Source organism: Xanthomonas sp. LF02-5, from assembly GCF_034105325.1.
Taxonomy (GTDB): Bacteria; Pseudomonadota; Gammaproteobacteria; order Xanthomonadales; family Xanthomonadaceae; genus Xanthomonas_A; species Xanthomonas_A sontii.
The window spans coordinates 472,424-496,957 of the sequence record NZ_JAXGGF010000004.1 but is presented as its reverse complement, the minus strand read 5'-3'; the positions used below and the strand labels follow the sequence as shown (position 1 = coordinate 496,957).

The window sequence follows — 24,534 nt, the reverse complement described above, 5'->3', positions numbered from 1 at the left end:
GGAAAACCCGCATTTTCGCAGTGCGCGCGCCGCCGGGGAACCCGTTGACAGGCGCGCGCCAAGCTGGCGGCGTCAGGTGACGCCGTTCGGCCCGTCCAGCACCATGCGCACCTTGCGGATCAGTTCCTGGCGGTTGTACGGCTTGGCCAGCACCTCGAACTCGTTGCCGCCGGCATCGGTACGCTCGATCGAGGACTCGGCATAGCCGGTGGTCAGCAGCACCTTGATCTTGGGCCGGCGCCGCCGCGCCTCGCGCGCCAGCATCACCCCGTTGAGGCCGCCGGGCATGATCAGGTCCGAATACAGCAGGTCCACGTGCACGCCGGTGTCGAGCAGCTCCAGCGCCTCGCGCGCGTTGTACACCACGTGCGTGGCATAGCCCTGGTCGCCCAGGAACAGCCGCGCCAGTTCGGCGATGTCCGGCCGGTCCTCGACGATCAGGATGGTCTCGTCGCCTTGGCGATCGAACGGACGGCGCGTGCGCGAATCGCGCGGGGCCATGTTCTCGACGTTGTCGTCGATCGGGAAGTACAGGCGCACGGTGGTGCCGTGGCCCTCCTCCGAATACAGGCGCACCGCACCGCCGGACTGCTTGGCGAAGCCGTAGACCATGGACAGACCCAGGCCGGTGCCCTTGCCCTCTTCCTTGGTGGTGAAGAACGGATCCAGCACGCGCGCCAGCACCTCCGGCGGCATGCCGCTGCCGTTGTCGGTGATCGACACGCACACGTAGTGGCCAGGCAGCAGGTTGTCGTAGGTGGTGGGTTCGTCCGCGCGCACCGAGACGTTGCGGGTCTGGATCACCAGACGCGGCGCCGCCTGGTCGGCCATCGCATCGCGCGCATTGATCAGGATGTTGAGCAGCGCCACTTCGGCCTGTGTCGGGTCGATCCGGCAGTTGCGCAGGTCCGGCGACAGTTCCAGCGAGAACGCGATGCCGTCGCCCAGCGTGCGCTCGGCCACATCGCTCATCCCGGCCACCAGGGCATTGAGATTGAGCACGCGTCCTTCCAGCTTCTGCTTGCGCGCGAACGCCAGCAGCTGCTGGGTCAGGCGTGCGGCCTGACCAGCCGCATCGCGTGCGCGGTCCACGCTCTTGCGCAGCAGCGACGGATTCAGCGGGTCGCTCTCGACCGCGTGCTCGATCAGTTCCAGATACCCGGACATGACCTGCAGCAGGTTGTTGAAGTCGTGCGCGATGCCGCCGGTGAGCTGACCCAGCGCCTCCATCTTCTGCGCCTGGCGCAGCGCGTCCTCGGCATCGCGGCGGCGGCTGACGTCCAGCTGCGAACCGAAGAAATACACCAGCTCGCCGCGGTCGTCATACACCGGAGAGATATACAGCGCGTTCCAGAAGCTGGAACCGTCCTTGCGGTAGTTGAGGATCTCCACCGCCACTTCGTCATGCGAGGTAATGGCGTCGCGGACGCTGCGCACCGTCTCGCGATCGGTGTCCGGCCCCTGCAGGAAGCGGCAGTTATTGCCGATCAATTCCTCGCGACCGTAACCGGTCATTTCCAGGAACGCGCGGTTGACGAAGATGATCGGATTGTCCGGCTGCCGCGGATCGGTCACGATCATCGGCATGCGCGTGGTCTGCACCGCAGCGAAGAAAATATCGCTGCGCTGGTTGGACATGTCGGTGGGGGCGTTCGGGTCGACGGTCGTCGGCGGCGCCGAGGTGTTGCTGGTTTCTGGTGCGGGCATGGTCGGTGGCAGGTCGATGCGAACCGTCGCTGGCCCGCCTAGGCGGGCGGCCACACCGGGGTTCGCACGCCGGCGTCAACGCGAATAATACCTGTGCAGGCGTTCTACCACGATATCGTCCTGCAGCGACTCCAGCGCCATGATCCGCACCTGCCGATCGCTCAATGCCAGCACGCGCTCAACATAGATCTCCGGGCCTGCCTCGGTTTCCTTCATGGACTTGCGGAACCCGTAGGGCACGACGCCCTTCTCTCCGTCCTTGCTGCCACCGATATACAGAACGACCGACATGACGCTTCCTCTACAGGGAATTCGTGGAACTGGCGCGCACCATACACAGCGCCATGTGAGGGACTTCTGCACCGAGATTAATCGCGGCTGTTTGCCCGAACATGACGTCCGCGGCGGCTCACGCGGACTTAACCGGACCTGCGCCTAAGTCGCACATCCTTTCTGCGCCGGGGCGTCATGGATCTCAAGAGCGGTTATCCCTTCTGGTCGGTCCGCAACGGCCTGATGCAGAGCTTTCCGCAGCTGCGCGACGACGTGCGCTGCGATGTCGCGGTCGTCGGCGGCGGTATCACCGGCGCCTTGATCGCCGAAGAACTGAGCGCGCACGGGCATGCCGTGACGGTCCTGGAGCAGCGCGACATCGGCTGGGGCAGCACCGCGGCCAGCACCGCCCTGCTGCAGTACGAGATCGACACCCATCTGATCGATCTGGCCAAGCGCTATGGCGAACCTGCCGCCGCCCTCGCCTACGGCGCCTGCGCGCAGGCGCTGGAGCAGTTGCGCGACCTGGTCCGGCCGCTGCGCGATGTCGACTTCGGCTGGAACGACAGCCTGTACTACGCCAGCAAACGCCGCCACGTGCGGGTGCTGCTGGAAGAGCTGGAAGTGCGCGCGCGACACGGCCTGGACGTGGAATGGCTGGACGCGCAGACGCTGGACGCGGACTACGGCCTGCAGGCGCACGGCGCGATCCTCAGCCACCAGGCGGCACGGGTGGATCCGTACCGCCTCACCTATCGCCTGCTCGGCCGCGCCTTCCGACGCGGCGTCGGCGTCTACGACCGCACCCGCATCGCGCGGATCGTGGTCACTGGCCGCGGCGTGACCCTGCACACCGATCATGGCGCGCAGGTGCGCGCCGGCCATGTGGTGATGGCCGCCGGCTACGCCAACCAGCACTGGCTGGATCAACGCGTGGCCCGCAACCGCAGCAGCTACGCCTTCGTCAGCGACCCGCTCGAGCCTTCCGTCCTCGGCCCATTGCGCGACACCATGATCTGGGAAAGTGCGCGGCCGTATCTGTACCTGCGCAGCACCGGCAACGGCCGCATCGTCGCCGGCGGCGAGGACGACAGCGTGGACGTGCCGGCGCGCCGCGACGCGCGCGTGGACAGCAAGGCACGCACGCTGTCGCGCAAGATCGCCAAGGTGATGCCGGGACTGGAGCTGCAGCCGACCTTCGCCTGGGCCGGCACCTTCGCCGAGACCGAGGACGGCCTGCCGTTCTTCGGCCCGCACCCGCAGCACGGCCCGCGCGTGCAGTTCGCCATGGCCTACGGCGGCAACGGCATCACCTACAGCATGATCGGCGCCGGCCTGCTGCGCGCCCAGATCGAGCGGCATGCGCACCCGCTCAAGCGCCTGTTCGGTTTTTCCCGGCTCGACTGACCCGAGCCACCAACAAGCGCCACTGGTATATCCGTACGAGTGGCTTCAGCCGCGACCGGGGCGTTCCCGGGAAAGCCCGTCGCGGCTGAAGCCGCTCCTGCGCGGCAACGTCGTGCATTGCGAAAGCAGCGGTTTGCGGACGCCACGCGCTCAACCCGTCCCCGGCCACCAACCCCGACCGTACAGCGCATAGCGATCGGCGGCGCGTTCCAATGGATTGCGCACGCTGACCCCGCCGCAGGCCAGGTACACCGGCAGGAACAGCGGCCCGAGCAGCATGTACTGCAGCACGTGCGCACGTTCGTGGTCGCCGAGCCGTACCGCAGGATGCCGGCAGCGACCGGCAGCGTGTTCGTAGGTGGCGCAGGCCACGTCCAGATCGTCTGCGCTGAGCAGGATCACGTTGCCCAGCGTCATCGCCCCGCGTGGCCGCATCGGCACGCGTTCGAACACCAGCGCCAGTTCGCGCCGGCTGAAGCGCAGGCGCGCACCGAAGGCCAGCGCGATGGTCCCGACGAGCATGCCCAGGACAGTGTTCGGCGAGGTCCAGAGGACGCCGACGACGATGCCGGCACGGCGCCAGACCCGCGACAGCGGCCGCGTCAATCGGCTTCGTTGGGAATCAGCAGCCACAGGATCAGATAGACCAGGATGCCGGGGAAGGCGGCCGAGACGATCGACCCGACCACGTACAGCACCCGCAGCAGGGTCGCATTCCAGCCGAAGCGGTGGGCGATCCCGCCCATCACGCCCGCGATCATGCGGTCGTTCAACGAGCGCGACAGCGAACGGGGTTGCGACATGGCAGCGGCTCCAGCGACGGCGGCCGGCTCACTCTACGCGCGCCGGTGCGGGCGCGGCGTGACGGCGCAATGCCGCCAATTGTTGCTCGAACCAGGCCGCCGCCTCCTGCTCCGGCCGGCCAGGACAGGCGACACGGTAGGCGCTTCCGCTGACGCTGCTGCGGCTGGCGCCGCGCGCGATGAACTGCTCGGCGCTGTCCACCAGGTCGCGCGAACGCAGTGCCGCATACTTGCGCTGCAGATGCGCCTCGGCCTCGCGACCGGAGTACCAGGTCCCGTTGCGTTGGAACCGGCACGGCGAGGACTGCAACGCCGCCAGCAGTCCGCGGATTTCACGGTCGGCCGCGGCCGCAGGCGCAGCGATGCCGCACTCCACGCTCAGCCAGGCCAGCGCCATCGCCAACACGACGCCAGCAAGACGCGCCCCTGGCGGCACGACGCGTCGCCGCTGGCGCTCAGTGCCCGCCATCGCGCTCGGCCAGCCACTGATGCAGCGCCGCCGGCACTTCGCGTTGGGCGCGGCCGGAGACGTAGATACCGATATGGCCGCCGCGGAAACTCAGTTCGGCGTAGTCGCGGCTGCCGACCACGCCGCGCAGCGCCCGCGACGCGTCCGGCGGCACCAGGTGGTCCTGCTCGGCATAGACGTTGAGCACCGGCATGGTGACCCGCCCCAGGTCCACCGTGTGCGCACCGATGCGCGCGCGCCCGTGCATCAGCGCGTTGTCCTGATAGAACTGCTTGACGAACTCGCGGAAGGTCTCGCCGGCCAGATCCGGCGAATCGAAGATCCATTTCTCCATGCGCAGGAAGTCCTCCAGCGCCCGCGGATCGTCGAGGATGTCGAGCAGGCCGACGTACTTCTGCAGGTTCAGGCGGAACGGCTTGAGCATCAGGTAGCTGACGTTCATCAGGTCCGCCGGCACGTTGCCCAGCGTGTCCACGAACAGGTCGACGTCGACCTGGCGCGCCCAGTTGGACAGCATGTTGTCCGGGGTGTGGAAATCCACCGGGGTGACCATGGTGATCAGGTTGCGCACCTTCTCCGGCTGCAAAGCCGCGTAGCACAGCGAGAACGTGCCGCCCTGGCAGATGCCGAGCATGTTGACCGGGGCGCCGTCGCCGGCCGCGCGCAAGTGGTCCACCGCGCCGTCGATGTAGCGCAGCAGGTAGTCCTCCAGCGTCAGGTAGCGCTCGGAGCGGTCCGGGTAGCCCCAGTCAAGCACATAGACGTCCTCGCCCAGCGCCAGCAGTCCCTGCACCAGCGAGCGGTCGGCCTGCAGGTCGACCATGTACGGGCGGTTGACCAGGGCATAGACGATCAGCAGCGGCACCTTGGCGGTGGGCGGGCGTTCGCCGACGAAGCGGTACAGCACCACCTTGCCGTCGCGCCACACTTCCTGGCGCGCGGTGGCGCCGTAGTCCACCGTGTCCAGGCCCGGCAGCACGCGCAGACCTTCGAGCAGCTTGCGCTGCAGCTCCAGGGTTTCCTGGACCAGATCGTCGCTGCTGAAACTCAGCGGTCCCTTCATGCGCGACTCCGGCGTGCCGCCGGCGTGGTCCCGGCCCGCCGCGGCTTGGCGGCGGGCGCGGCCTTCGCTGGCTTGGCGGCGTTGGATTTGGATTTGGATTTGGGCGCGGCGGCTGCCGCCCGCGCAGGGGCCGGCCTGGTCGCGCTCTTCCTGGGAGTTTTCTGCGGCGCAGCCGGGGCCGTGGCAACCGGTGCAGGTCCGGCTGCGGCAGTCGCGCCCTGCCCTTCGCCGCGCTCCAGTCGTCGCAGCCGCCGTTCCAGGTCGGCGATGCGTCGATGCGCGGCATCTAGTTCGGTACGCGTGGGCAGGCCCACCTGCTCGCACACCTGCTCGGTCTCTCGCTGCAGCAGGGCGCGCAGGCGCATCTGCGCGTTCGCGACGTCGGCGTAGACTTGGCGGAACTCGGGCGACAGCGCGGCGGCCGCATACGCTTCCTCGGCCGCGTCGATCCACAGGTCGAACATCGCCCGCGCGTTGGTCAGTTGCCGGCCCGGATCCTCGTGCGCGCGCAGCTTCTCCTCGAACAGGCCGAAGGCGCGGTCGATGGCGCCCTGCAGCAGTCCCAGATAGGCCTGCAACTGCGCCTGATAGTCCTGCTGGGCCTTGGCCAGCGCCCGCCAGCGCGCCTGGTGGTTGCGCGCCGGGCCGAACCCGGGCATCTGCAACCATGGGCCACTGTCGCGTTGCAGGCCCTGCAGCCACTGCGCCGCCTGCTGCAGCCAGGGGTCGATCCCGGCCTGGCCGGCCCCGCGCACCGCACCCAGCAGCCACTGCAGCAACTGCTCGCGTTGACCCTGTACCTGTCGCTTCCAGGCGTCGGCGACGTCGGCACTGCTGGCGTCGCGGCCAGCGAACTGCGCTGCCACCTGCTGCATCGCGCCGAGCCAGTCGCCGGCATGCTGCTGGAACTGCGCAAGCGCGTCCTCGGCCTGCGGCGCGCTGCCGCGCGGCAGCCACTGGCTCCAGGCCGCGATCGCCTCGCGCCAGGAACCGGCGCCATCGCCAGCCGCGGGCGACGCGGGGGCCACGGCGCCCTGGCGCAATGCGGCGCTCCAGGCGTCCCAGTACTGCCGCGTCATCGCCTCGAAATCGCCGGCGCCACCGCCGCTAGCCTTCATCGCCACTCTCCAGACCTGGCCCGCGATGATAGCAACCCGCTGCGATCAGGGCTTGGGGATGCGTAGCGTCTTGCTGATCATCAGCGAGCCGGACAGCGCGAACAGCAGCGCCAGCGGGTGCAGCAGCCACGGTCCCAACCGCCACTCGCCCCACCACAAGGCGTCGCCGATATGGCCCAAGTGCGCAGCGATCGCCAGCACGATCACCAGGCCCAGGCTGCTCGGGATCGGCGTGCCCTCGAAGTACGGCACCTTGTCGCCGTCGCCGGCAATCTGCTCGGCGGTGACGTTGTAGCGGGCCAGGCGGCTGACCCCGCAGCAGACGAAGAAACTCAGCACCAGCCAGTCCCAGCCGCCCTGCATGCCGCAGGCGTAGGCCAGCGCGGCCGGGGCCACGCCGAAGGAGATCACGTCGGCGAGCGAGTCCAGCTCGCGGCCCAGGGTCGAGGACGACTTGCGCCAGCGCGCCACCCGCCCGTCCAGCGCGTCGAACACGAATGCCAGCGGGATCAGCGCCATGCCGAACAGCAGGTCGCTGCGGCGGCCGTCCTGCAGGAAGCGCATCGCCGCGAACACCGCGCCGGTGCCGCAGAAGGCGTTGGCGAGGGTGAACCAGTCGGCCAGCTGGAACTCGCGCAGCATGGAGAAGTGGCGTTTCATCGGCATAACGTGGCGGATCCGGCGTGAGCGGCGAGCGACGGCACAGGGTAGCGTGGCGCCGCCGCACTGGCGAGCGGCCGCTGCCAGGCGTCACGGCGCGCTGCTACGCTGATCGCCCCCCACTCCGCGCAGGTACTCCCCATGCAGACCGTCCTGATCACCGGCGCCGCCAGCGGCATCGGCGCCGGCATCGCCCACGCACTGGCCGCCGACGGCCGCCACATCGTCGTCAGCGACCTCGATCTCCAGGCCGCCGAAACGGTCGCCGCGCAGGTGCGCCAGGCCGGCGGCTCGGCCGAGGCGGTGGCGCTGGACGTAGCCAGTGCGGACAGCATCGCCGCGGCGCTGGCGGCCGTCAGCCGGCCGGTGGACGTGCTGGTCAACAACGCCGGGCTGCAGCATGTGGCGCCGCTGCAGGAGTTCCCGATGGACAAGTGGAGCCTGCTGGTGGAGGTGATGCTGACCGGGGTCGCCCGGCTGACCCAGGCGGTGCTGCCGGGCATGCGCGAACGCGGCTTCGGCCGCATCGTCAACATCGGCAGCATCCACTCGCTGGTCGCCAGCCCGTACAAGAGCGCCTACGTCGCCGCCAAGCACGGCCTGGTCGGCTTCTCCAAGGTGATCGCACTGGAGACCGCCGACACCGACATCACCATCAACACGCTCTGCCCCAGCTACGTGAAAACGCCGCTGGTGGACAAGCAGATCGCCGACCAGGCGCGCACCCGCGGCATTTCCGAAGCCGACGTGATCGCCCAGGTGATGCTCAAGCCGATGCCCAAGGGCGTGTTCATCGCCTACGACGAACTGGCGGGCTGTGTGGCGTTCCTGGCCTCGCCGGCGGCGCGCAACATCACCGCGCAGACGATCGCCATCGACGGCGGCTGGACCGCGCAGTAGCGTTGCGGCAAGCGCGCACGTGCGCCTGCTGGATCGCGCGATCGACACTGGTCAAATTTTCGCCATTGCGGCGGCGGCCGTTGCGGCACAACGCCACTGGCATCTTATCCACAGCGTTCGTGCGCTTTCATCCACACCAGCTGTGGAGAAGCGCGACCGGGACTGATGAAATTTTCGCCACCCGGCAAAATCGGGCAGCCATTTCAGCGACTTGGCCAGTTTGCCCACAGGCTTGTGCAGGATCGATCCACAGCCGCTGTGGACAAGACGGACGCGGTGCCGCGCGAGCGTTCGACCGAGCGGCGCGCCGGCCCCTCCGGCCCCTCGCCCATCCGCCGACGCGAAAGGCAGAGGCTGTTCCTTCTCCCGCCGGGAGAAGGTGGCCCGAAGGGCCGGATGAGGGTACGGGCGAAGGCTGGTGCACTCAAGCTTGGCGCCGTACCCTCACCCGCCAGCAAACTCCGCGAGTCGCTTTCGCGCCGTACCCTCACCCCAACCCCTCTCCCGGCGGGAGAGGGGCTTGATGGCAGCGCGAGCGTGTCGGACCCGCGAGTCTCGCCAGGACTGCATGCGTCCGTTGCGGTATGGCATGACCCCGCGGAACGGGCGCGGGTCGCCGTCGAATACCAGCGGCAAGAAGAGGCTGTTCCTTCTCCCGTCGGGAGAAGGTGGCCCGAAGGGCCGGATGAGGGTACGGGCGGAGCCTGGTGCAACCAAACATCGCGCGTCGCTTTCGCGCCGGACCCCCAAACTTCTCGAGTCGCTTTTGCGCCGTACCCTCACCCCAACCCCTCTCCCGATGGGAGAGGGGCTTTTGGGCAGCGCGAGCGCGTCAGACCCGCGAGTCGCGACAGGACTGCATGCGTCCGTCGCGGTACGGCATGACCCCGTGGAACGGGCGCGGATCGCCATCGAACACCAGCGGGAAGAAGAGGCTGTTCCTTCTCCCGCCGGGAGAAGGTGGCCCGAAGGGCCGGATGAGGGTACGGGCGAAGCCTGGTGCAACCAAACTCCGCGCGTCGCTTTCGCGCTGTACCCTCACCCCCCCCCCCGAAATTCCGCGAGACGCTTTCGCGCCGTACCCTCACCCCAACCCCTCTCCCGATGGGAGAGGGGCTTAGCGCGTCAGACCCGCGAGTAGCGCCAGGATTGCATGCGTCCGTCGCGGTATGGCATGACCCCGTGGAACGGGCGCGGGTCGCCGTCGAACACCAGCGGCAGGAAATGGCGATCGCCCTCCCACAGCGGCAGCGTGTCCATCTGCGCGATCGGCACCCAGGCCAGCGTGCCCTCGGCGTTCTCGGCGAACGGCTCGCCCGCGTAGGCGTCGATCAGGAACACGAAGCCCAGCCAGTCCTCGCCGTGCTTGCCGAAGCCCGGCCAGCTGATGGTGCCGCGCAACTGCAGCGCCTCGCAGGTGATGCCGGCCTCTTCCAGGATCTCGCGGCGCATGCCGGCCAGGACGTCCTCGTCCGCCTCCACCTTGCCGCCCAGGCCGTTGTACTTGCCCAGGTGATGGTCGCCGGGCCGGGCATTGCGATGGACCAGCAGCACCTGGCTTCGATCGGGCGAGAGCACGTAGCCCAAGGTGGCGACGATGGGGGTGTAAGGCATGCGGAGAAGGCAGAGGACGACGGGCGCGCAGTATGCCGTAACCGCGCCGTCGCCTGGTCCAGCCTGTGGCTAGACGGCGGGCGTCGCCGCGTCCTGCGCCGCGCGCGGCAACGGCGGCGCCGACCGCAACGTGGCCACGCCGTGGCCGCGCTCGGCCAGGTATTCCAGCCATTTGCCGAGGAAGGTGTTCATGCGCATGCGGTGGCTGATCAGTTCCGCCGGCGGCGGATACAGCCCCATCACGTCCTGCCAGCGGCGGCCGACATAGCAATGCGTGGTCTCGGCCTGGCGCGCGTCCAGGTACAGGCGCACGTAGGCCGACGGGTCCGGCTCGCCGGTCAGCGGGTCGCACAGATCGTAGGTCAGGCGCAGTTCGACGGTGTAGCGGTGACGCTCGATCACGTCCAGGCGCAGGTCCAGGCCGTCGCCGATGCTGGACACGTAGCTGCCGGCGGCCAGGTCGGCCGGCACGAACAGGCGGTTCAGGTGCAGATAGTTCTCGGCGTACAGCCCCATCAGCCAGCCGAAACGGCTGAGCCGGGGGATGCGTTCGCTGCGGGTCATGGCGTGCTGCATGGACCGATCCTACACGCTGGATCGCGCCGGCGGCAGCATTGACGGATCGGCGCCAGCGGCCTACCGTGGAAATCCCTGCGAGGACGTGCGGAAATGCCGTCGCCGCCAGGAACGGCCCCGCCCGACCAGCGCGCGCTGGCCCGTCGTCCCCTCTCTCAGAACATCTCGCGCTGCAGTCCCAGCGTCGCCAGCACCTTGCTGGAAATCTCCTCGATCGAGGTATGCGTGGTGCTCAGGGTCGGAATCCGCTCCATGCGGAACATGGTTTCGGCCGCCGCCACTTCGCGCCGGCAGGTCTCGGCGTTGGAGTAACGCGAATTCGGCCGCCGCTCCTGGCGGATCTGCTGCAGCCGCTCCGGATCGATGGTCAGCCCGAACAGCTTGTTGCGATACGCGCGCAGCCGCGGTGGCAGCCGATCGCTCTCCAGGTCCTCGTCGGTCAACGGATAGTTCGCCGCGCGCACGCCGTAATGCAGCGCCAGGTAGATGCAGGTCGGGGTCTTGCCCGCGCGCGACACCGCCACCAGGATCACGTCGGCTTCGTCGTAGGTGAGCGCGATGCCGTCGTCGTGCGCGAGCGCGAAGTTCATCGCGTTGATGCGGCGGTGGTAGGTCTCGAAGTCGACCAGGCCGTGCGCCTGTCCCACCCGCGAGTGCCGCGGCGCGTTCAATTCGCGCTCCAGCGGCTCGATGAAGGGCGCGAACACGTCGAGCATCAGCGCCCCGCTCTCGGCCAGCAGCATGCTCAGTTGCGGATCGACGCAGGAGTTGACCACGATCGGCCGAACCTGATAGCGCTCCCCTGCGGCATGGATGCGCTGCGCGGCGTCGCGGGCTTTTTCCGGATCGTCGACGAACGACATGCGGTCGGTGACGAAGCTGAAACCGCTGAACTGGGTGAGCAGGCTATGCCCAATGGTTTCAGCGGTGATACCGGTTCCATCGGACACGTAGAACACCGGTCTGATCGTCGACATTGCCTGCATTCTCCTGGCTGAAACCCAACGGATGCGCCCGCTTCGCTTGTGCCGGCTCGGGTGCGCACTGCATCATATCGGCTTCTTCCCTCACGGACGCGGCCATTCAGCCCGCCTCGGGCGATGGCCTAACGGAGCATCGCGCTTGAACGAGAACATCCTGTGGTTGCATGAGCTGCGCCTGGCCGACCTGGCTCGCGTCGGTGGCAAGAATTCCTCCCTCGGCGAAATGATCGGCAATCTGGCGGGGCTCGGCGTGTCCGTGCCGGGCGGATTCGCCACCACCGCCGAAGCGTTCAAGGCCTTCGTCGCCCACAACGATCTGTACCAGCGCATCTTCGACAAGCTGGCCACGCTGGACGTGGAAGACGTGGGCGCGCTGACCGCCGCCGGCAAGGAAATCCGCGGCTGGGTGATCGACGCACCGCTGCAGCCGGAGCTGGACCAGGCGATTCGCGACGCTTACGCGCAACTGTGCAACGAGAACGGTGGCGGCGACATCGCGGTCGCGGTGCGCTCCTCGGCCACCGCCGAAGACCTGCCCGACGCCAGCTTCGCCGGCCAGCAGGAGACCTTCCTCAACGTGACCGGCGCCGACGACGTCGTGCACAAGGTCAAGGAAGTCTTCGCGAGCCTCTACAACGATCGCGCCATCGCCTACCGCGTGCACCACGGCTTCAAGCACGAGGACGTGTTCCTCTCGGCCGGCGTGCAACTGATGGTGCGCTCCGGCGTCGGCGCCTCCGGCGTGCTGTTCACCCTGGACACCGAGTCCGGCTTCCGCGACGTGGTGTTCGTTACCTCGAGCTTCGGCCTCGGCGAAATGGTCGTGCAGGGCGCAGTCAATCCCGACGAGTTCTACGTCTACAAGCCCACCCTCAAGGCCGGCAAGCCGGCGATCCTGCGCCGCTCGCTGGGCAGCAAGCTGATCCGCATGGTGTATTCGGACGTGCCGGGCGAGCGTGTGCGCATCGAGGACACGCCGGCACAGCTGCGCAACACCTTCTCGATCAACGACGAGGACGTGCAGGAACTGGCCAAGCAGGCGCTGGTGATCGAGCAGCACTACCAGCGGCCGATGGACATCGAATGGGCGAAGGACGGCGTCAGCGGCAAACTGTTCATCGTGCAGGCGCGTCCGGAGACGGTGAAGTCGCGCGGCCACGCCACTCAGATCGAACGCTTCGCGCTGCAGCAGCGCGGCGAGGTGATCGCCGAAGGCCGTGCCATCGGCCAGAAGATCGGCGCCGGCGTCGCCCGCGTGGTGCGCAGCCTGGAGGACATGAACCGGGTGCAGCCCGGCGACGTGCTGGTCGCGGACATGACCGATCCCGATTGGGAGCCGGTGATGAAGCGCGCTTCGGCGATCGTCACCAACCGCGGCGGCCGCACCTGCCACGCGGCGATCATCGCCCGCGAACTGGGCGTGCCGGCGGTGGTCGGCACCGGCAATGCGATGGAGCTGGTCGAGGACGGCAAGGAAGTCACGGTCAGCTGCGCCGAAGGCGACACCGGCTACATCTATGGCGAGCGTCTGCCGTTCGAGCGCACCACCACGGACCTGGGCAACATGCCGCCGGCGCCGCTGAAGATCATGATGAACGTGGCCAATCCGGAGCGCGCGTTCGACTTCGGCCAGTTGCCCAACGCCGGCATCGGTCTGGCGCGCCTGGAGATGATCATCGCCGCGCACATCGGCATCCATCCCAACGCGCTGCTGGAGTACGCCAAGCAGGACGCGGCGACCAAGAAGAAGATCGACGAGAAGATCGCCGGTTATGCCGACCCGGTGAGCTTCTACGTCAACCGCCTGGCCGAAGGCATCGCCACGCTGACCGCGTCGGTGGCGCCGCACCCGGTGATCGTGCGCCTGTCGGACTTCAAGTCCAACGAGTACGCCAACCTGATCGGCGGCAGCAACTACGAACCGCACGAAGAGAACCCGATGATCGGCTTCCGCGGCGCCAGCCGTTACGTCGATCCGAGCTTCGCCGCCGCGTTCGCGCTGGAATGCAAGGCGGTGCTCAAGGTCCGCAACGAGATGGGCCTGGACAACATGTGGGTGATGATCCCGTTCGTGCGCACCCTCGAGGAAGGCCGCAAGGTCGTCGAGGTGCTGGCCAGCAACGGCCTGCGCCAGGGCGAGAACGGCCTGAAGATCATCATGATGTGCGAGGTGCCGTCGAACGCGCTGCTGGCCGAGGAATTCCTGGAGATCTTCGACGGCTTCTCGATCGGCTCCAACGATCTCACCCAGCTCACCCTGGGCCTGGACCGCGACTCCTCGATCGTGGCGCACCTGTTCGACGAACGCAATCCGGCGGTCAAGAAGATGCTGTCGATGGCGATCAAGGCCGCGCGCGCCAAGGGCAAGTACGTGGGTATCTGCGGCCAGGGCCCGTCCGATCACCCGGATCTGGCCGAGTGGCTGATGCAGGAAGGCATCGAATCGGTCTCGTTGAACCCCGACACCGTGGTCGACACCTGGCTGCGCCTGGCCAAGCTCAAGAGCAAGGGGTGATGCCGATGCAGTCGTGGCTGACGGCACTGACGGCGGCCACGACCGCTGCACCGGCGACGCGGGCGGCGCGCCCGTTCGACTGGCGACAGCTGGACTGGGCGCAGTACGCGCTCAACTGGGGCGTGGCGCTCCTGATCCTGGTGGTCGGGATGTGGGTCGCCAAGCGCCTGAGCGAATGGCTGCGCAGCGCGCTGCTGCGCGCCAGGGTGGAAACCACCCTCAGCAACTTCCTGCGCAACGTCGCCTACGCGTTGATGCTGGTGCTGGTGCTGGTCACCGCGCTGCAGAAGATCGGCGTGCCGCCGACCTCGCTGTTCGCCGTGCTCGGCGCCGCCGGCCTGGCGGTGGGCCTGGCGCTGAAGGACTCGCTGTCCAACATCGCCTCCGGGGTCATGCTGATCGTGCTGCGGCCGATGCGCGACGGCGACCACGTGGTGGTGGCCGGCCAGGAAGGCGTGGTCGACGAGATCCGGATCTTCCAGACCCGCATCCGCACCTTCGACGAGCGCATGGTGACCCTGCCCAACAGCACCATCACCACCGCGCCGATCGTCAACTACAGCACCCTGCCCAACCGGCGCCTGGAGATCACCGTCGGCGTCGGCTACGGCGACGACCTGAAGAAGGCGCAGGAGCTGTTGCTGAAGATCGCCCAGGACAATCCGAACATCCTGAAGACGCCCGCCCCGTTCGTGCAGGTCACCAACCTGGGCGAGAGCACGGTGGACCTGATGCTGTTCGGCTACGCCAAGAACAGCGATTTCGGCGCGGCCAAGAGCAGCACGCTGGAGCAGATCCGCAACCAGTTGCTGGAGAACGGGCTGAGCATTCCGTATCCGCAGCGCGACCTGCACGTGTACCACCACGATGCCGACGGGCGCCCGATCGCCGAGCTGCTGACCAAGGGCGTCACCGACGACGGCGAGACCAAGCCGGGACCGCCGCTGGCGCGCTGAGCGGCGGCGTCATTTCCTGCACTGCCTGTGCATCCGCCCGATGATCGTCGGGCGGTCTTCCGTATGCGCCTCGACGGCGTCTGGATCGCGGATCAGCCCTCGCCCTGCCCGCCCAGCCTGCCCATGAACGGGCGGTAGTAGCGCAGTTCGTCGATGGAATCGTGCACGTCGCTGAGCGCGGTGTGCGAGGAGGTCTTGGTCAGGCCGGCCGACACCGTCGGCGCCCAGCGCCGCGCCAGTTCCTTCAGCGTCGACACGTCCAGGTTGCGGTAGTGGAAGAAGCGCTCCAGCCGCGGCATCTGCCGGTGCAGGAAACGCCGGTCCTGGCAGATCGAGTTGCCGCACATCGGCGAAGTGCCAGACTTGCACCACTGGGTCAGGAACGCCATGGTCTCGGCCTCGGCCTGGGCCAGCGTGACCTGGCTGTCGAGCACGCGCTGCCACAGGCCGGAGTGGCGGTGCTGGTTACGGTTCCACTCGTCCATCGCCTCCAGCGTCTGCAGCGAATGGGCGATGGCGAACTCCGGGCCCTCGGCCAGCACGTTGAGTTGCGCGTCGGTCACCACCGTGGCGATTTCGATGATCGAATCGCGATCGGTATCCAAGCCGGTCATTTCCAGATCGATCCAGATCAGCCGATCGTTCGCCACGTGCGCTTGCGCCATATCACCGTCCTGTCGTTCGCGGCGGCGAGGCCGGCGCGGAAGTGTCGTATCAGGCTTCAATGATACCGCGCGGCCTGCGCGACCGGCAGGGGCTGGCCGCTCACGCGCCCAGCGGCGGCTTGCCGCGCTTGGCGCGGAAATAGTTGGTCAGGCGCGTGCTGGCCTCTGCCGCCAGCACCCCGCCGCGGACCTGCACGCGGTGGTTGTGGCGCGGATCGGCGAGCAGGTCGAACACGCTGCCGCAGGCGCCGGTCTTGGGATCGGTGGCGGCATAGACCAGTTCCGCCACCCGCGCGTGCACCACCGCCATCGCGCACATCGCGCACGGCTCCAGGGTCACGTACAGGCGGCTGCCGACCAGGCGGTGATTGCCGAGCCGGCGGCCGGCCTGGCGCAGCGCGACGATCTCGGCATGCGCGCTGGGATCGTGTTCGGCGATGTTGAGGTTCCAGCCCTCGCCCAGCACCTCCTCCTCGGCCGAGACCAGCACCGCGCCGACCGGGATCTCGTCGAACTCGCGCTCGGCACGCTCGGCCAGGGCCAGCGCATGGCGCATCCAATGTACGTCGCGCGCCAGTTGCGCGTCGTCGCCGACGCTCATCGCGACGCGCCGTGCTTGCGCACGAACTCGGCGAAGACCGCCAGCGTCGCTTCGCTGACGTGGTGCTCGATGCCCTCGGCATCGCGGCGCGCGGTGTCGGCGTCGATGCCCAGGGCCAGCAGGAACTGCTCCACGGTCTGGTGGCGCTGCCGGCTGGCCGCGGCCAGCGCCTCGCCCTCGGCGGTCAGAAACACGCCGCGGTAGGGCCGCTGCACCACCCAACCGCCCTTGACCAGGCGCTTGAGCATCTTGGCCACGGTCGGCTGGGCCACGCCCAGGCGCGCGGCGATATCCACCTGCCGCGCTTCGCCGCCGTCGGCGAGCAGGTCGGAAATCAGCTCCACATAGTCCTCGATCAGCTCCAGGCGGTGCGCCTCGCGCACCTGGCGGAAGCTTTCGACCTGCACTTCGGCGTCGAGCAGCACCGCCGGCGGCGCCATCGACTTCCCGCTTTTCTGCATCGCAACGCCCTTGTCCTGTGCCGGCGCCCGCCGGCCACCCGCCTATTCTGGCCGAATCCGGGCTATCGCAGCGATCTGAATTGCCAATGCTAATCCATATAGCACCTGCTATATACTCGTTCGCACCCCGCCCCACGTGTCATTGCCATGGCCGCCCCCCTGCCCCTGCCGAGTTCCGCTGCCGCGCACGCCAGCCGCGGAGAGGCGCGTCCCAGCCTGGGCGCGATGCATGCCAGCGTGGCCGTGCCGCGCAGCGGCCTGGGCTGGCGCCGCTTCCTGGCCTTCCTCGGCCCCGGTTACATGGTCTCGGTCGGCTACATGGATCCGGGCAACTGGGCGACCGACATCGCCGGCGGTTCGCACTTCGGCTACCTGCTGCTGTCGGTGATCCTGCTGTCCAACCTGATGGCGATCGTGCTGCAGGGCCTGGCCGCGCGCCTGGGCATCGCCACCGGGCTGGATCTGGCCCAGGCCTGCCGCGCGCACTACTCCAAGCCGGTGAACTTCCTGTTGTGGCTGGCCTGCGAAGCGGCCATCGTCGCCTGCGACCTGGCCGAAGTGATCGGCACGGCGATCGCGCTGAAGCTGCTGTTCGGCATCCCGCTCACCGCTGGCGCGATCATCACCTCGATCGACGCGCTGCTGGTGCTGTTCCTGATGCGCCGCGGCTTCCGCGCGCTGGAAGCGTTCGTGATCGCCCTGCTGACGGTGATCTTCGCCTGCTTCCTGGTGCAGATCGTGCTGGCCGCGCCGCCGCTGCGCGAGGTGCTGTCAGGCTTCATCCCGCGTGCGCAGGTGGTGACCGATCCGGCCGCGCTGTACCTGGCGATCGGCATCATCGGCGCGACGGTGATGCCGCACAACCTGTACCTGCATTCCTCGATCGTGCAGACCCGCGCCTACGAGCGCACCGACCAGGGCCGCCGCTCGGCGCTGCGCTGGGCGCTGGCCGACAGCACCATCGCGCTGAGCCTGGCGCTGTTCGTCAACGCCGCGATCCTGATCCTGGCCGCGGTGTTCCACGCGCACGGCCGCACCGACGTGCAGGAGATCGAACAGGCCCACGAACTGCTCGCGCCGATGCTTGGCGTCGGCCTGGCCTCGACCCTGTTCGCGGTGGCGCTGCTGGCCTCCGGCATCAATTCCACCGTCACCGCTACCCTGGCCGGGCAGATCGTGATGGAGGGCTTCCTGCATCTGCGCCTGCCGCCATGGGCGCGGCGCCTGCTGACCCGTGGCCTGGCAATCGTGCCGGTGGTCGCAGTGACCTCGCTGTACGGCGAACAGGGCACCGCCAAACTGCTGGTGCTGAGCCAGGTGGTGCTGTCGATGCAGTTGCCGTTCGCGGTGATCCCGCTGGTGCGCTTCGTCACCGACAAGCAGCGGATGGGACCACTGGTGGTGCGCCGCGGCCTGGCCTGGCTGGCCTGGGCGATCGCCGCGCTGATCGTGGTGCTGAACCTGAAGCTGCTGGCGGATACGTTGTTGCACTGAGCGATCCCGCCGCCGACGCCGTGCGCAGACGCGGACAGGATGGCCGCGCTGCGAACGGACGTCCGAGCACATGCGCGTCGCTACCTGTCCTGGGCTGCAGCCAGCGGCACCACGTACGCCTCCAGTTCCGCCATCCGCCCATCGCGAAACCGCCAGACGTCGCAGTAGGAGAGCAACGACGTCCCGGCGTCGCCGGTCTCGAGCGTGATCTGGCCGAGGGCCACGACGTGGCCGTCGCCGGTGATGTACTTGCGAACGTCGAACTGCGGCGGCTGCCGGTAGGCCTCGGCCATCCACTCCCTGACCGCCTGCTTGCCCCGCAATGTGCGCTCGCCGATGAAGTGCCAGGTCGTATCTTCGGTGCAATGGGCGAGAAAGCCTTCGTAATCGCCTGCAGCGATGGCGGCGTTCGCGGCCTGCAGGACGTGCTGGTTCGCCTCGGTCATCGGATGGCCTCCTCTGGCTGGGAACGGTCGAGATGGCGCCAACCTAGCGTCGCCCGTGTCACACCTGCGTACACACCTCAGCGGCTCGCCGCGCGAGCGACCGGCGACGCACGCAAGCATTGCAACGACCCGATACAGAAGTCTCGTGCATCGGCAGTGATGGCGAAACCTGAGTTCTCGCTGGCACGCACCGGCATGCACGGGCGCTGACGATCTCGCGCCCTCTCAGGTTGTCGGTGCTTTCGCGAACAGCCCCGTATAGCGCCGCTGCATCTCCTCCGGCGTCACCGACTCGATCGCATGGCCGATCAGCCAGCGGTGGCCGAAGGGATCGCGCACGGTGCCGGAGCGTTCGCCGTAGAAGTGGTCCTGCATGCCGCGCTCGAGCGTGCCGCCGGCGGCGAGCGCGCGGGCGACCAGCGCGTCGGCATCGTCCACGTGCAGGTGCAGCGTGACCGGCGTGGCGCCAAGGTGTTCGGGGCTGCGTACGCCCATGTCCGGATACTCTTCCGACAGCATCAGCGTGTGGCCATCCAGATCCACCTCGGCATGGCCGATCCGTCCATCGGGCTCGGTAAGGCGGAACAGTTCGCGCGCACCGAACGCGCGCGCGTAGAACGCCATCGCGGCGGCGGCGTCGCGCACGCACAGATAGGCATACAGTTCGTGGATCGCCATGGCATGTCCTCGTGTGGGCCAGGCGCCCATTGTGGAACCCTGGGTGCGCCGCGTCTTGCAGGAAATTGACCTGCGCCGCGATCAGCGCGGCACATGCCGGGGGGCGGCGGGATCGGCCGCCCGCCGCCAGGCGGACGGAGTGACACCGGCCACGCTGCGGAAGGTGTTGGTCAGGTGCGCCTGGTCGGCGAAGCCGCTGGCGGCGGCAATGTCGGCCCAGCCCAGCGAGCGGTCGCACGCCAGGTCCAGCGCGTGCGAGAAGCGTTGCAGCCGCAGCCAGGCGTTCGGTGCCAGACCGGTCGCCTGCCGGAACAGGGCGATGCAATGCCGATGGCTGAGTCCGCTGGCGCGCACCAGGGTCTCCACGCGCAAGTCCGGATGCCAGCCACCGGAACGCAGCACGCACAGCGCCGGATGCCGCACGGGCGGGCGGCCGCCGGCGCGGTCGACCAGCCACCGTTCGAAGGCAGCCAGGCGCGCCGGCGCCTCGGCGCATGCATGCAACCGCTCCAGCAGCGCATCGACCTCGCCGGCAGGCAGCAGCAGTTCCAGCGGCGTGTGATGCCCGGCCAATGCGGATTCGGGCACACCGAGCAACACGCTGGTGGCGCCTGGACGCAACATCGCACCGACCGAGACCGCAGGCTGCGTGACATCGCGCACGTGATACGCCGTGCGTACCCCACCCACCACCGCGTGGCCGAGGCAATGGCCGCACAGGTCGTCCGCGTGGTCGAACACCCGCAACGGTGCACCGCCGATCCGCACGGCGAGATGCGTGGCACCGGTCGGCAGCACGTGCTCGCGCGCAGGCAGCCGCAGGACCGCAGACACCGGTGCGGGCTCGTGCGCCCACACCGCTGTCACCAGACCGCGCAATGCGGAAACGGGAGGTCGATGCATGGACGCCATGGCGCGATGCTACGCCTGTCATCGGCCCCGTCGGTAGTCCGCCCGACGACGCGCCTCCGCCGCCACTCCCGACGCGATGATCGAGCGCTGTCGCACAGGCTCGGCCGCACGTCGCCGGCATCGATCCGATTCGGTCACGCAGCAGTATCGGACGCCCTCGGAATGCCTCCGCGACGCACCTGCAGTGATCATGCCGCATCCGTTGTGGCAGGGCGTTTCAGGTTTGCTGGCGCACATCCTTGCCCTGCTGTCGCAGTCACTTTCGAGGAGCACGTGGCCATGCATCATCGCACCTAACCATGCTCGCGTGGCTCGACATCGAAGCGGTCGAAGACATGCTGCCGCCTGCACGAGCGACGCGCAGAATCACGCAGACGACACAGCGGCACGACTGCAAGCGCCCCCTTGCCGGCTCGCGAATCCGGGCGAAAGAACACCCGGCATTCGCCTGCATGCGCCGCGCACTTGCGACGCATCTCACACTGTCGTCGACACCGCCAACTGTCTACCCTCGCCGCCGATCCGGCTTATACAGTAGCCGCGACATACCACGGATGGCGGGAATGGCCGCGGCAAGAGATATCGCCAAAGGCGTTCTACTGAGCGCCACTTACTGCGCCGCCTTCCTGCTGGCCTGGCGGTGTTCCGTGGACCAGTGGTATCTGCCGGCCGGCGTGCGCGTCGCCAGCCTGCTGTTCCTGCCCGCACGGCGCTGGCCGTGGTTGCTGGCCGGCGATGCCGCCGCGCTGCTGACATTGCGCATTCCCATGAGCGAGACCTGGGGCGCGAGTGCCACCTGGGCGTACCTGAGTCCGTTCCTGCTGATGCCCGCCGTGTCGCTGCTGCCGGTCCTGGCGCGTCAGCGGGTGCCTGACCTGGCACGCAACGATCACTGGCTGCTGCCGCTGACGCTGGCGACCGCGCTGTGGAGCACGCTCTGCAACATCGCGATCAACACCGCGCTGGGCGGCCCCGCCGGGCCGGCGCCGCTCGATGTGCTGCTGCGCTACTGGCTTGGCGACTACCTGGGCACCTTGATGTTCGTGCTGCCGGCGTTGCTGTGGCTGCGCCGGGACGAACCCACGCGAGTGCGGGCCTCGCTGTTGCGCGAGGGGCTGGCGTCGATCGCCGTGGTCGTCGTGCTGTCGGCGTCGATCGCCGTGGCCGGCGACGCGCTGCTGCGACAGTTGCTGATGGTCCTGCTGGTGGTCCCGGCGATCGTACTGACGCTGCGCCATGGCTGGCGGGGCGCGGCGCTCGGCGTGGTCATGGCGAACGTTGCGGTGGCCCTGTCCATGCCCAAGGTCGTCGCACCGGGCATGCACGATGCCGATGCGTTCGTGGTGCAGATCCTGCTCGCCGCCACCGCCACGGTGATGTTCGCGTTCGGATCACGGATCTCCGCCGCCTATCGGCATATGCGCGACGACGGACGCCTGCGCGAACAGGCGCTGGCCTTCGCACAGGCCGGCTACCTCTCCGCCGAACGCACGCTGCGCCGACGTGTGGTCGACTACACCGACCTCAGCACCCAGATCAACAAGCTGCGCCGCGATGTGGTGGAAGATCTGCGCGCACGCGGCCATTACGCCGCCGCCATGCAGATGACCCGCACCGGCGTGATCCAGGCGCAGTTGCTGGACGAGTACGTCACCGCGCTCTACCCCCTCGGTATCGAGACGCATGGGCTGTACCACACGCTGCACTCGCCGACCTTCGCCAACCTGTGCGCCACGGAGTTCCGCTGCCGCCTGCATGGCGATCCGCGGCGCCTCTCGCTGGGTCTGCAACTGGTGGCCTATCGCTGCATCCTCGACGCCATCGAGACGCTGCCCGTGGCCCACACGCATCTGCTGCAGGCAAGGGTATGGCGTGCGAAAGGACGACAGGGCATCGCCATCCGCATCACCGCCGATGCGGCGATGCTGAGCGCGTTGCGGCGCCGTCCGGAAGCGCCCGAGCGGGAACTGGCGGTCCGCCTGCAGGCGCATGGCGGCACCTGCCGGCGCCGCCATGCGTTGAGCTTCAGCTTTCTGGTGTCCGAAAGCCCGATCTCCGGCGGCCTCACTCCACCGCCGTGACCTCCCACGCGTCACCGCGTGCATCCGAGCGCAGGCGCACCACCACATCGGCCGTCCGGTAGATCACGCGTGACGGCACCGCAGGCGATGCCGTCAGCGAGACCCGCCCCACGTCGCTGCCCATCGGCAGCACCCACAAGGTCTTGCCGATGCGGCCGACCGCGGCACGGACCACGCCGCTGGCGTCGTTGATCTGCAGGTAGTTCACGCCATCGCGCGAGAACTCATAGACGCGCCAGGCCGAATCCGTGGCGAGATTCAGCGCCTTGGGCACGCTTTCGCCCAGTCCCTTGCCCACCACCCCATGCCCGCCGGAGGGGCAGCAGGACTGCGCCTGCGCCTGAAATGACAGCGCCAACCCCGCTGCGACCACGATTGCCAAGCTCTTCGCCTTCGTTTCCATTGCATCGATCCTTTCCCACCCGGGGAATTCCGCCTGCATCTCAGGCGGGATCAAGGTACGTGGTCCGGGCCGGGAAGCGGTCGACAAACAGCATCGCCGCCATGGCGAGAGATCAGGTCGTTGCCTGTCCACGATGAACAAGCGTCGTGCCGGAGCTCGCCGCTGTTTCGATCGCACTCGCCGTGCGTTGCGGGCGCCAGACGCGCACATGTTCGCGGCACACCCCGTTGAACGCGATCGACAGCGCCGGGACGCAACCACGCTTGACCTGCCGCAAATTTCGAAACATCATTAGTTACATGAAACGCGACAGCCGCCTGTCCTCTGTCCTGCATGCCCTGCTGCACATGGCCGAGCACGATGGTCCCATGACCTCCGACGCCCTGGCCCAATGCCTGGGCACCAATCCCGTCGTGGTCCGGCGGACCATGGGGTACTTGCGCGAAGCCGGCATCGTGACCTCGGATCGCGGGCACGCGGGTGGATGGCGCATCCATGCCGACCTGGCCACGGTCACCCTGCGCCAGTTGCATGAAGCGCTGGGCGAACCGGCGCTGTTCGCCATCGGCAATCGCCACGAATCCCCGGAGTGCCTGGTTGAGCAAGCGGTGAATGCCGCACTCGAGGGAACGTTCGCAGAGGCAGAGGCGTTGCTGTTGAAGCGGCTTTCGGACATCACCCTTGCCGACCTGGCCGCCGACTTCGCGCGCCGGCATGCGGCGGCACGACGGACGAGGAGTTAGGCATGCACCACGACATCATCGTCATCGGCGGCAGCTATGCGGGCATGGCCGCCGCCCTGCAACTGCTGCGAGCGCGGCGTTCCGTGCTAGTGATCGATGCGGGCCAGCGCCGCAATCGCACGGCCCACCATGCACATGGCTTCCTCGGCCAGGACGGCGTGCCGCCTGGCACCATCGCGGCGACCGCGCGCCAGCAGCTCAGCGCCTATCCGACGCTGACGTGGCTGGACGCACACGCCCTGACCGCCACTGGATCCTTGGACGTCTTCCGGGTGACCACCTCCGATGGCGGCACCCACCAGGGTCGCCGGATCCTGCTCGCCACCGGCGTGGCCGACCAGCTTCCGGCCGTCGACGGCCTCGCCGAACGCTGGGGCACGGCCGTCTTCCACTGCCCGTACTGCCACGGCTACGAACTGGACCAGGGACGCATCGGCATCGTCGGTGCCGGCCCGCTGTCCGTGCACCAAGCCGAACTGCTCACCGAGTGGGGCAATGTGACCTTACTCGTCAACGGCGCACTGCAGCTCGACGACGCGGCCAGGGCTCTTCTGAGCGGCCGCGGCGTGGCGATCGAGGAGGCGCCCATCGACAGGATCGAGGGGCATGCCGACGTGGTCCTGGCCGACGGTCGGCGCCTGGTCTTCGCCGGCCTGTTCACGGCGACACGCACCACCCCGTCCTGTCCCCTGGCCGAGGCCATGGGCTGCGTGCTGGAGGAGACGCCAATGGGCACCCAGGTCCGCATCGATGCCGAGCATGGGACCTCGGTCGCCGGCGTCTTCGCCTGCGGCGACCTGGCGAAAGCGCCGCATTCGCTGTCATTGGCCGTGGGCAGCGGCGCCATGGCCGGCGCGCAGGTTCACCGCTCGCTGGTATGGCCGGAAACCTTCGCGCCGCCAGCATCAACGCGCACAGGATGACGCGCGCTCGGATTCCACTGCGGTATCGGTCTACGCCGGGCGAATCGCGCAGGCGCGATCATGGCAGGTGTAGCCGTTTGTCT

General features: G+C 68.3%; 26 protein-coding genes and 2 pseudogenes. 8 read left to right on the top strand and 20 right to left on the bottom strand.

Features of this window, described 5'->3' with window-relative positions; genetic code table 11:
- Nucleotides 1-72 precede the first annotated feature (72 nt).
- Nucleotides 73-1,707, bottom strand: coding sequence for a hybrid sensor histidine kinase/response regulator (locus SLW52_RS13740; protein WP_148828217.1), 1,635 nt, complete (start codon nt 1,705-1,707; stop codon nt 73-75).
- Nucleotides 1,708-1,782: 75 nt separating this feature from the next.
- On the bottom strand, nt 1,783-1,998 hold the full coding sequence (locus tag SLW52_RS13735) for a hypothetical protein (protein WP_017907884.1): 216 nt from the start codon (nt 1,996-1,998) through the stop codon (nt 1,783-1,785).
- Nucleotides 1,999-2,175: 177 nt separating this feature from the next.
- On the opposite strand from SLW52_RS13735, the gene SLW52_RS13730 reads away from it, so the two are divergent.
- Nucleotides 2,176-3,387 carry an FAD-dependent oxidoreductase gene (locus SLW52_RS13730; RefSeq protein ID WP_267109504.1) on the top strand — a complete coding sequence of 404 codons (1,212 nt, stop codon included), beginning with the start codon at nt 2,176-2,178 and terminating at the stop codon, nt 3,385-3,387.
- A gap of 150 nt (nt 3,388-3,537) precedes the next feature.
- Here SLW52_RS13730 and SLW52_RS13725 read toward each other — a convergent pair whose 3' ends face one another.
- Genes SLW52_RS13725 through SLW52_RS13700 form a run of 6 tightly spaced genes read right to left on the bottom strand, consistent with a single transcriptional unit; the run spans nt 3,538 to nt 7,500 of the window.
- Complete coding sequence (locus SLW52_RS13725; RefSeq protein ID WP_320740310.1) at nt 3,538-3,993, bottom strand: hypothetical protein; 456 nt, start codon at nt 3,991-3,993, stop codon at nt 3,538-3,540.
- The gene (locus SLW52_RS13720) at nt 3,990-4,190 is read right to left on the bottom strand and encodes a PspC domain-containing protein (RefSeq protein WP_026144177.1); all 201 of its coding nucleotides are present in this window, start codon (nt 4,188-4,190) and stop codon (nt 3,990-3,992) included. Before SLW52_RS13720 ends, SLW52_RS13725 begins: the two co-directional genes overlap by 4 nt.
- A 28-nt stretch (nt 4,191-4,218) precedes the next feature.
- Nucleotides 4,219-4,587: a DUF5329 family protein gene (locus SLW52_RS13715; protein WP_052250737.1), complete on the bottom strand. Its 369-nt coding sequence runs from the start codon at nt 4,585-4,587 to the stop codon at nt 4,219-4,221.
- A gap of 58 nt (nt 4,588-4,645) precedes the next feature.
- Nucleotides 4,646-5,722 (bottom strand): class III poly(R)-hydroxyalkanoic acid synthase subunit PhaC, encoded by a 1,077-nt coding sequence (locus SLW52_RS13710; protein WP_320740311.1) that lies wholly within the window; start codon nt 5,720-5,722, stop codon nt 4,646-4,648.
- Entirely contained in the window at nt 5,719-6,840 is a 1,122-nt protein-coding gene (gene phaE / locus SLW52_RS13705) for a class III poly(R)-hydroxyalkanoic acid synthase subunit PhaE (RefSeq protein WP_043092075.1), read from the bottom strand. The genes SLW52_RS13710 and phaE overlap by 4 nt, the downstream gene beginning before the upstream one ends.
- A gap of 45 nt (nt 6,841-6,885) precedes the next feature.
- Nucleotides 6,886-7,500 carry a CDP-alcohol phosphatidyltransferase family protein gene (locus SLW52_RS13700; RefSeq protein ID WP_017909499.1) on the bottom strand — a complete coding sequence of 205 codons (615 nt, stop codon included), beginning with the start codon at nt 7,498-7,500 and terminating at the stop codon, nt 6,886-6,888.
- Between the two features lie 141 nt (nt 7,501-7,641).
- On the opposite strand from SLW52_RS13700, the gene SLW52_RS13695 reads away from it, so the two are divergent.
- Nucleotides 7,642-8,400 (top strand): 3-hydroxybutyrate dehydrogenase, encoded by a 759-nt coding sequence (locus tag SLW52_RS13695; RefSeq protein WP_267101936.1) that lies wholly within the window; start codon nt 7,642-7,644, stop codon nt 8,398-8,400.
- 543 nt (nt 8,401-8,943) lie between these two features.
- On the opposite strand, the pseudogene SLW52_RS13690 reads toward SLW52_RS13695, so the two are convergent.
- From SLW52_RS13690 to SLW52_RS13670, 5 genes and pseudogenes are all read right to left on the bottom strand, one after another.
- A pseudogene (locus tag SLW52_RS13690) lies at nt 8,944-9,060 on the bottom strand (7,8-dihydro-8-oxoguanine triphosphatase); the annotation flags it as partial.
- Nucleotides 9,061-9,232: 172 nt separating this feature from the next.
- A pseudogene (locus SLW52_RS13685) lies at nt 9,233-9,349 on the bottom strand (7,8-dihydro-8-oxoguanine triphosphatase); the annotation flags it as partial.
- 176 nt (nt 9,350-9,525) lie between these two features.
- Complete coding sequence (locus SLW52_RS13680; RefSeq protein ID WP_017909497.1) at nt 9,526-10,014, bottom strand: 8-oxo-dGTP diphosphatase; 489 nt, start codon at nt 10,012-10,014, stop codon at nt 9,526-9,528.
- A 69-nt stretch (nt 10,015-10,083) separates the two neighbouring features.
- Entirely contained in the window at nt 10,084-10,590 is a 507-nt protein-coding gene (locus SLW52_RS13675) for a DUF1249 domain-containing protein (protein ID WP_017909496.1), read from the bottom strand.
- A 155-nt stretch (nt 10,591-10,745) separates the two neighbouring features.
- A complete protein-coding gene (locus tag SLW52_RS13670) occupies nt 10,746-11,567 on the bottom strand; it encodes a pyruvate, water dikinase regulatory protein (RefSeq protein WP_010342958.1) in 822 nt (273 codons plus the stop codon).
- Nucleotides 11,568-11,712: 145 nt separating this feature from the next.
- Here SLW52_RS13670 and ppsA point away from each other — a divergent pair, with 145 nt between their 5' ends.
- Together ppsA and SLW52_RS13660 are read left to right on the top strand one after the other, a co-directional pair.
- The gene (gene ppsA / locus SLW52_RS13665; RefSeq protein ID WP_017909495.1) at nt 11,713-14,088 is read left to right on the top strand and encodes a phosphoenolpyruvate synthase; all 2,376 of its coding nucleotides are present in this window, start codon (nt 11,713-11,715) and stop codon (nt 14,086-14,088) included.
- A gap of 5 nt (nt 14,089-14,093) precedes the next feature.
- A complete protein-coding gene (locus SLW52_RS13660; protein ID WP_267092264.1) occupies nt 14,094-15,044 on the top strand; it encodes a mechanosensitive ion channel family protein in 951 nt (316 codons plus the stop codon).
- Between the two features lie 92 nt (nt 15,045-15,136).
- Here the strand turns inward: SLW52_RS13660 and orn are convergent, their stop codons facing one another.
- From orn to mntR, 3 genes are all read right to left on the bottom strand, one after another.
- Entirely contained in the window at nt 15,137-15,709 is a 573-nt protein-coding gene (gene orn, locus SLW52_RS13655) for an oligoribonuclease (protein ID WP_152182633.1), read from the bottom strand.
- A 100-nt stretch (nt 15,710-15,809) separates the two neighbouring features.
- Entirely contained in the window at nt 15,810-16,310 is a 501-nt protein-coding gene (gene tadA / locus SLW52_RS13650) for a tRNA adenosine(34) deaminase TadA (protein WP_320740312.1), read from the bottom strand.
- Nucleotides 16,307-16,771 carry a manganese-binding transcriptional regulator MntR gene (gene mntR / locus SLW52_RS13645; protein WP_026143893.1) on the bottom strand — a complete coding sequence of 155 codons (465 nt, stop codon included), beginning with the start codon at nt 16,769-16,771 and terminating at the stop codon, nt 16,307-16,309. Before mntR ends, tadA begins: the two co-directional genes overlap by 4 nt.
- A gap of 147 nt (nt 16,772-16,918) precedes the next feature.
- Here mntR and SLW52_RS13640 point away from each other — a divergent pair, with 147 nt between their 5' ends.
- A complete protein-coding gene (locus SLW52_RS13640; protein ID WP_320740313.1) occupies nt 16,919-18,265 on the top strand; it encodes an Nramp family divalent metal transporter in 1,347 nt (448 codons plus the stop codon).
- 80 nt (nt 18,266-18,345) lie between these two features.
- Here SLW52_RS13640 and SLW52_RS13635 read toward each other — a convergent pair whose 3' ends face one another.
- The 3 genes from SLW52_RS13635 to SLW52_RS13625 all read right to left on the bottom strand — a co-directional run bounded on the left by SLW52_RS13635 (nt 18,346) and on the right by SLW52_RS13625 (nt 20,292).
- Nucleotides 18,346-18,711 (bottom strand): nuclear transport factor 2 family protein, encoded by a 366-nt coding sequence (locus tag SLW52_RS13635; protein ID WP_320740314.1) that lies wholly within the window; start codon nt 18,709-18,711, stop codon nt 18,346-18,348.
- 225 nt (nt 18,712-18,936) lie between these two features.
- Nucleotides 18,937-19,389, bottom strand: a complete 453-nt coding sequence (locus tag SLW52_RS13630; protein WP_267102602.1) for a VOC family protein — start codon at nt 19,387-19,389, stop codon at nt 18,937-18,939.
- An 81-nt stretch (nt 19,390-19,470) separates the two neighbouring features.
- Nucleotides 19,471-20,292 (bottom strand): AraC family transcriptional regulator, encoded by an 822-nt coding sequence (locus SLW52_RS13625; protein ID WP_319019739.1) that lies wholly within the window; start codon nt 20,290-20,292, stop codon nt 19,471-19,473.
- Between the two features lie 572 nt (nt 20,293-20,864).
- On the opposite strand from SLW52_RS13625, the gene SLW52_RS13620 reads away from it, so the two are divergent.
- The gene (locus tag SLW52_RS13620; protein ID WP_320740316.1) at nt 20,865-22,382 is read left to right on the top strand and encodes an MASE1 domain-containing protein; all 1,518 of its coding nucleotides are present in this window, start codon (nt 20,865-20,867) and stop codon (nt 22,380-22,382) included.
- Here SLW52_RS13620 and SLW52_RS13615 read toward each other — a convergent pair.
- Nucleotides 22,366-22,785: a hypothetical protein gene (locus SLW52_RS13615; RefSeq protein WP_267098529.1), complete on the bottom strand. Its 420-nt coding sequence runs from the start codon at nt 22,783-22,785 to the stop codon at nt 22,366-22,368. The genes SLW52_RS13620 and SLW52_RS13615 overlap by 17 nt on opposite strands.
- A 299-nt stretch (nt 22,786-23,084) precedes the next feature.
- Here SLW52_RS13615 and SLW52_RS13610 point away from each other — a divergent pair, with 299 nt between their 5' ends.
- Together SLW52_RS13610 and SLW52_RS13605 are read left to right on the top strand one after the other, a co-directional pair.
- Nucleotides 23,085-23,528 (top strand): Rrf2 family transcriptional regulator, encoded by a 444-nt coding sequence (locus SLW52_RS13610; RefSeq protein WP_043092084.1) that lies wholly within the window; start codon nt 23,085-23,087, stop codon nt 23,526-23,528.
- Between the two features lie 2 nt (nt 23,529-23,530).
- The gene (locus SLW52_RS13605; RefSeq protein ID WP_017913847.1) at nt 23,531-24,451 is read left to right on the top strand and encodes an NAD(P)/FAD-dependent oxidoreductase; all 921 of its coding nucleotides are present in this window, start codon (nt 23,531-23,533) and stop codon (nt 24,449-24,451) included.
- Nucleotides 24,452-24,534: the final 83 nt, after the last annotated feature.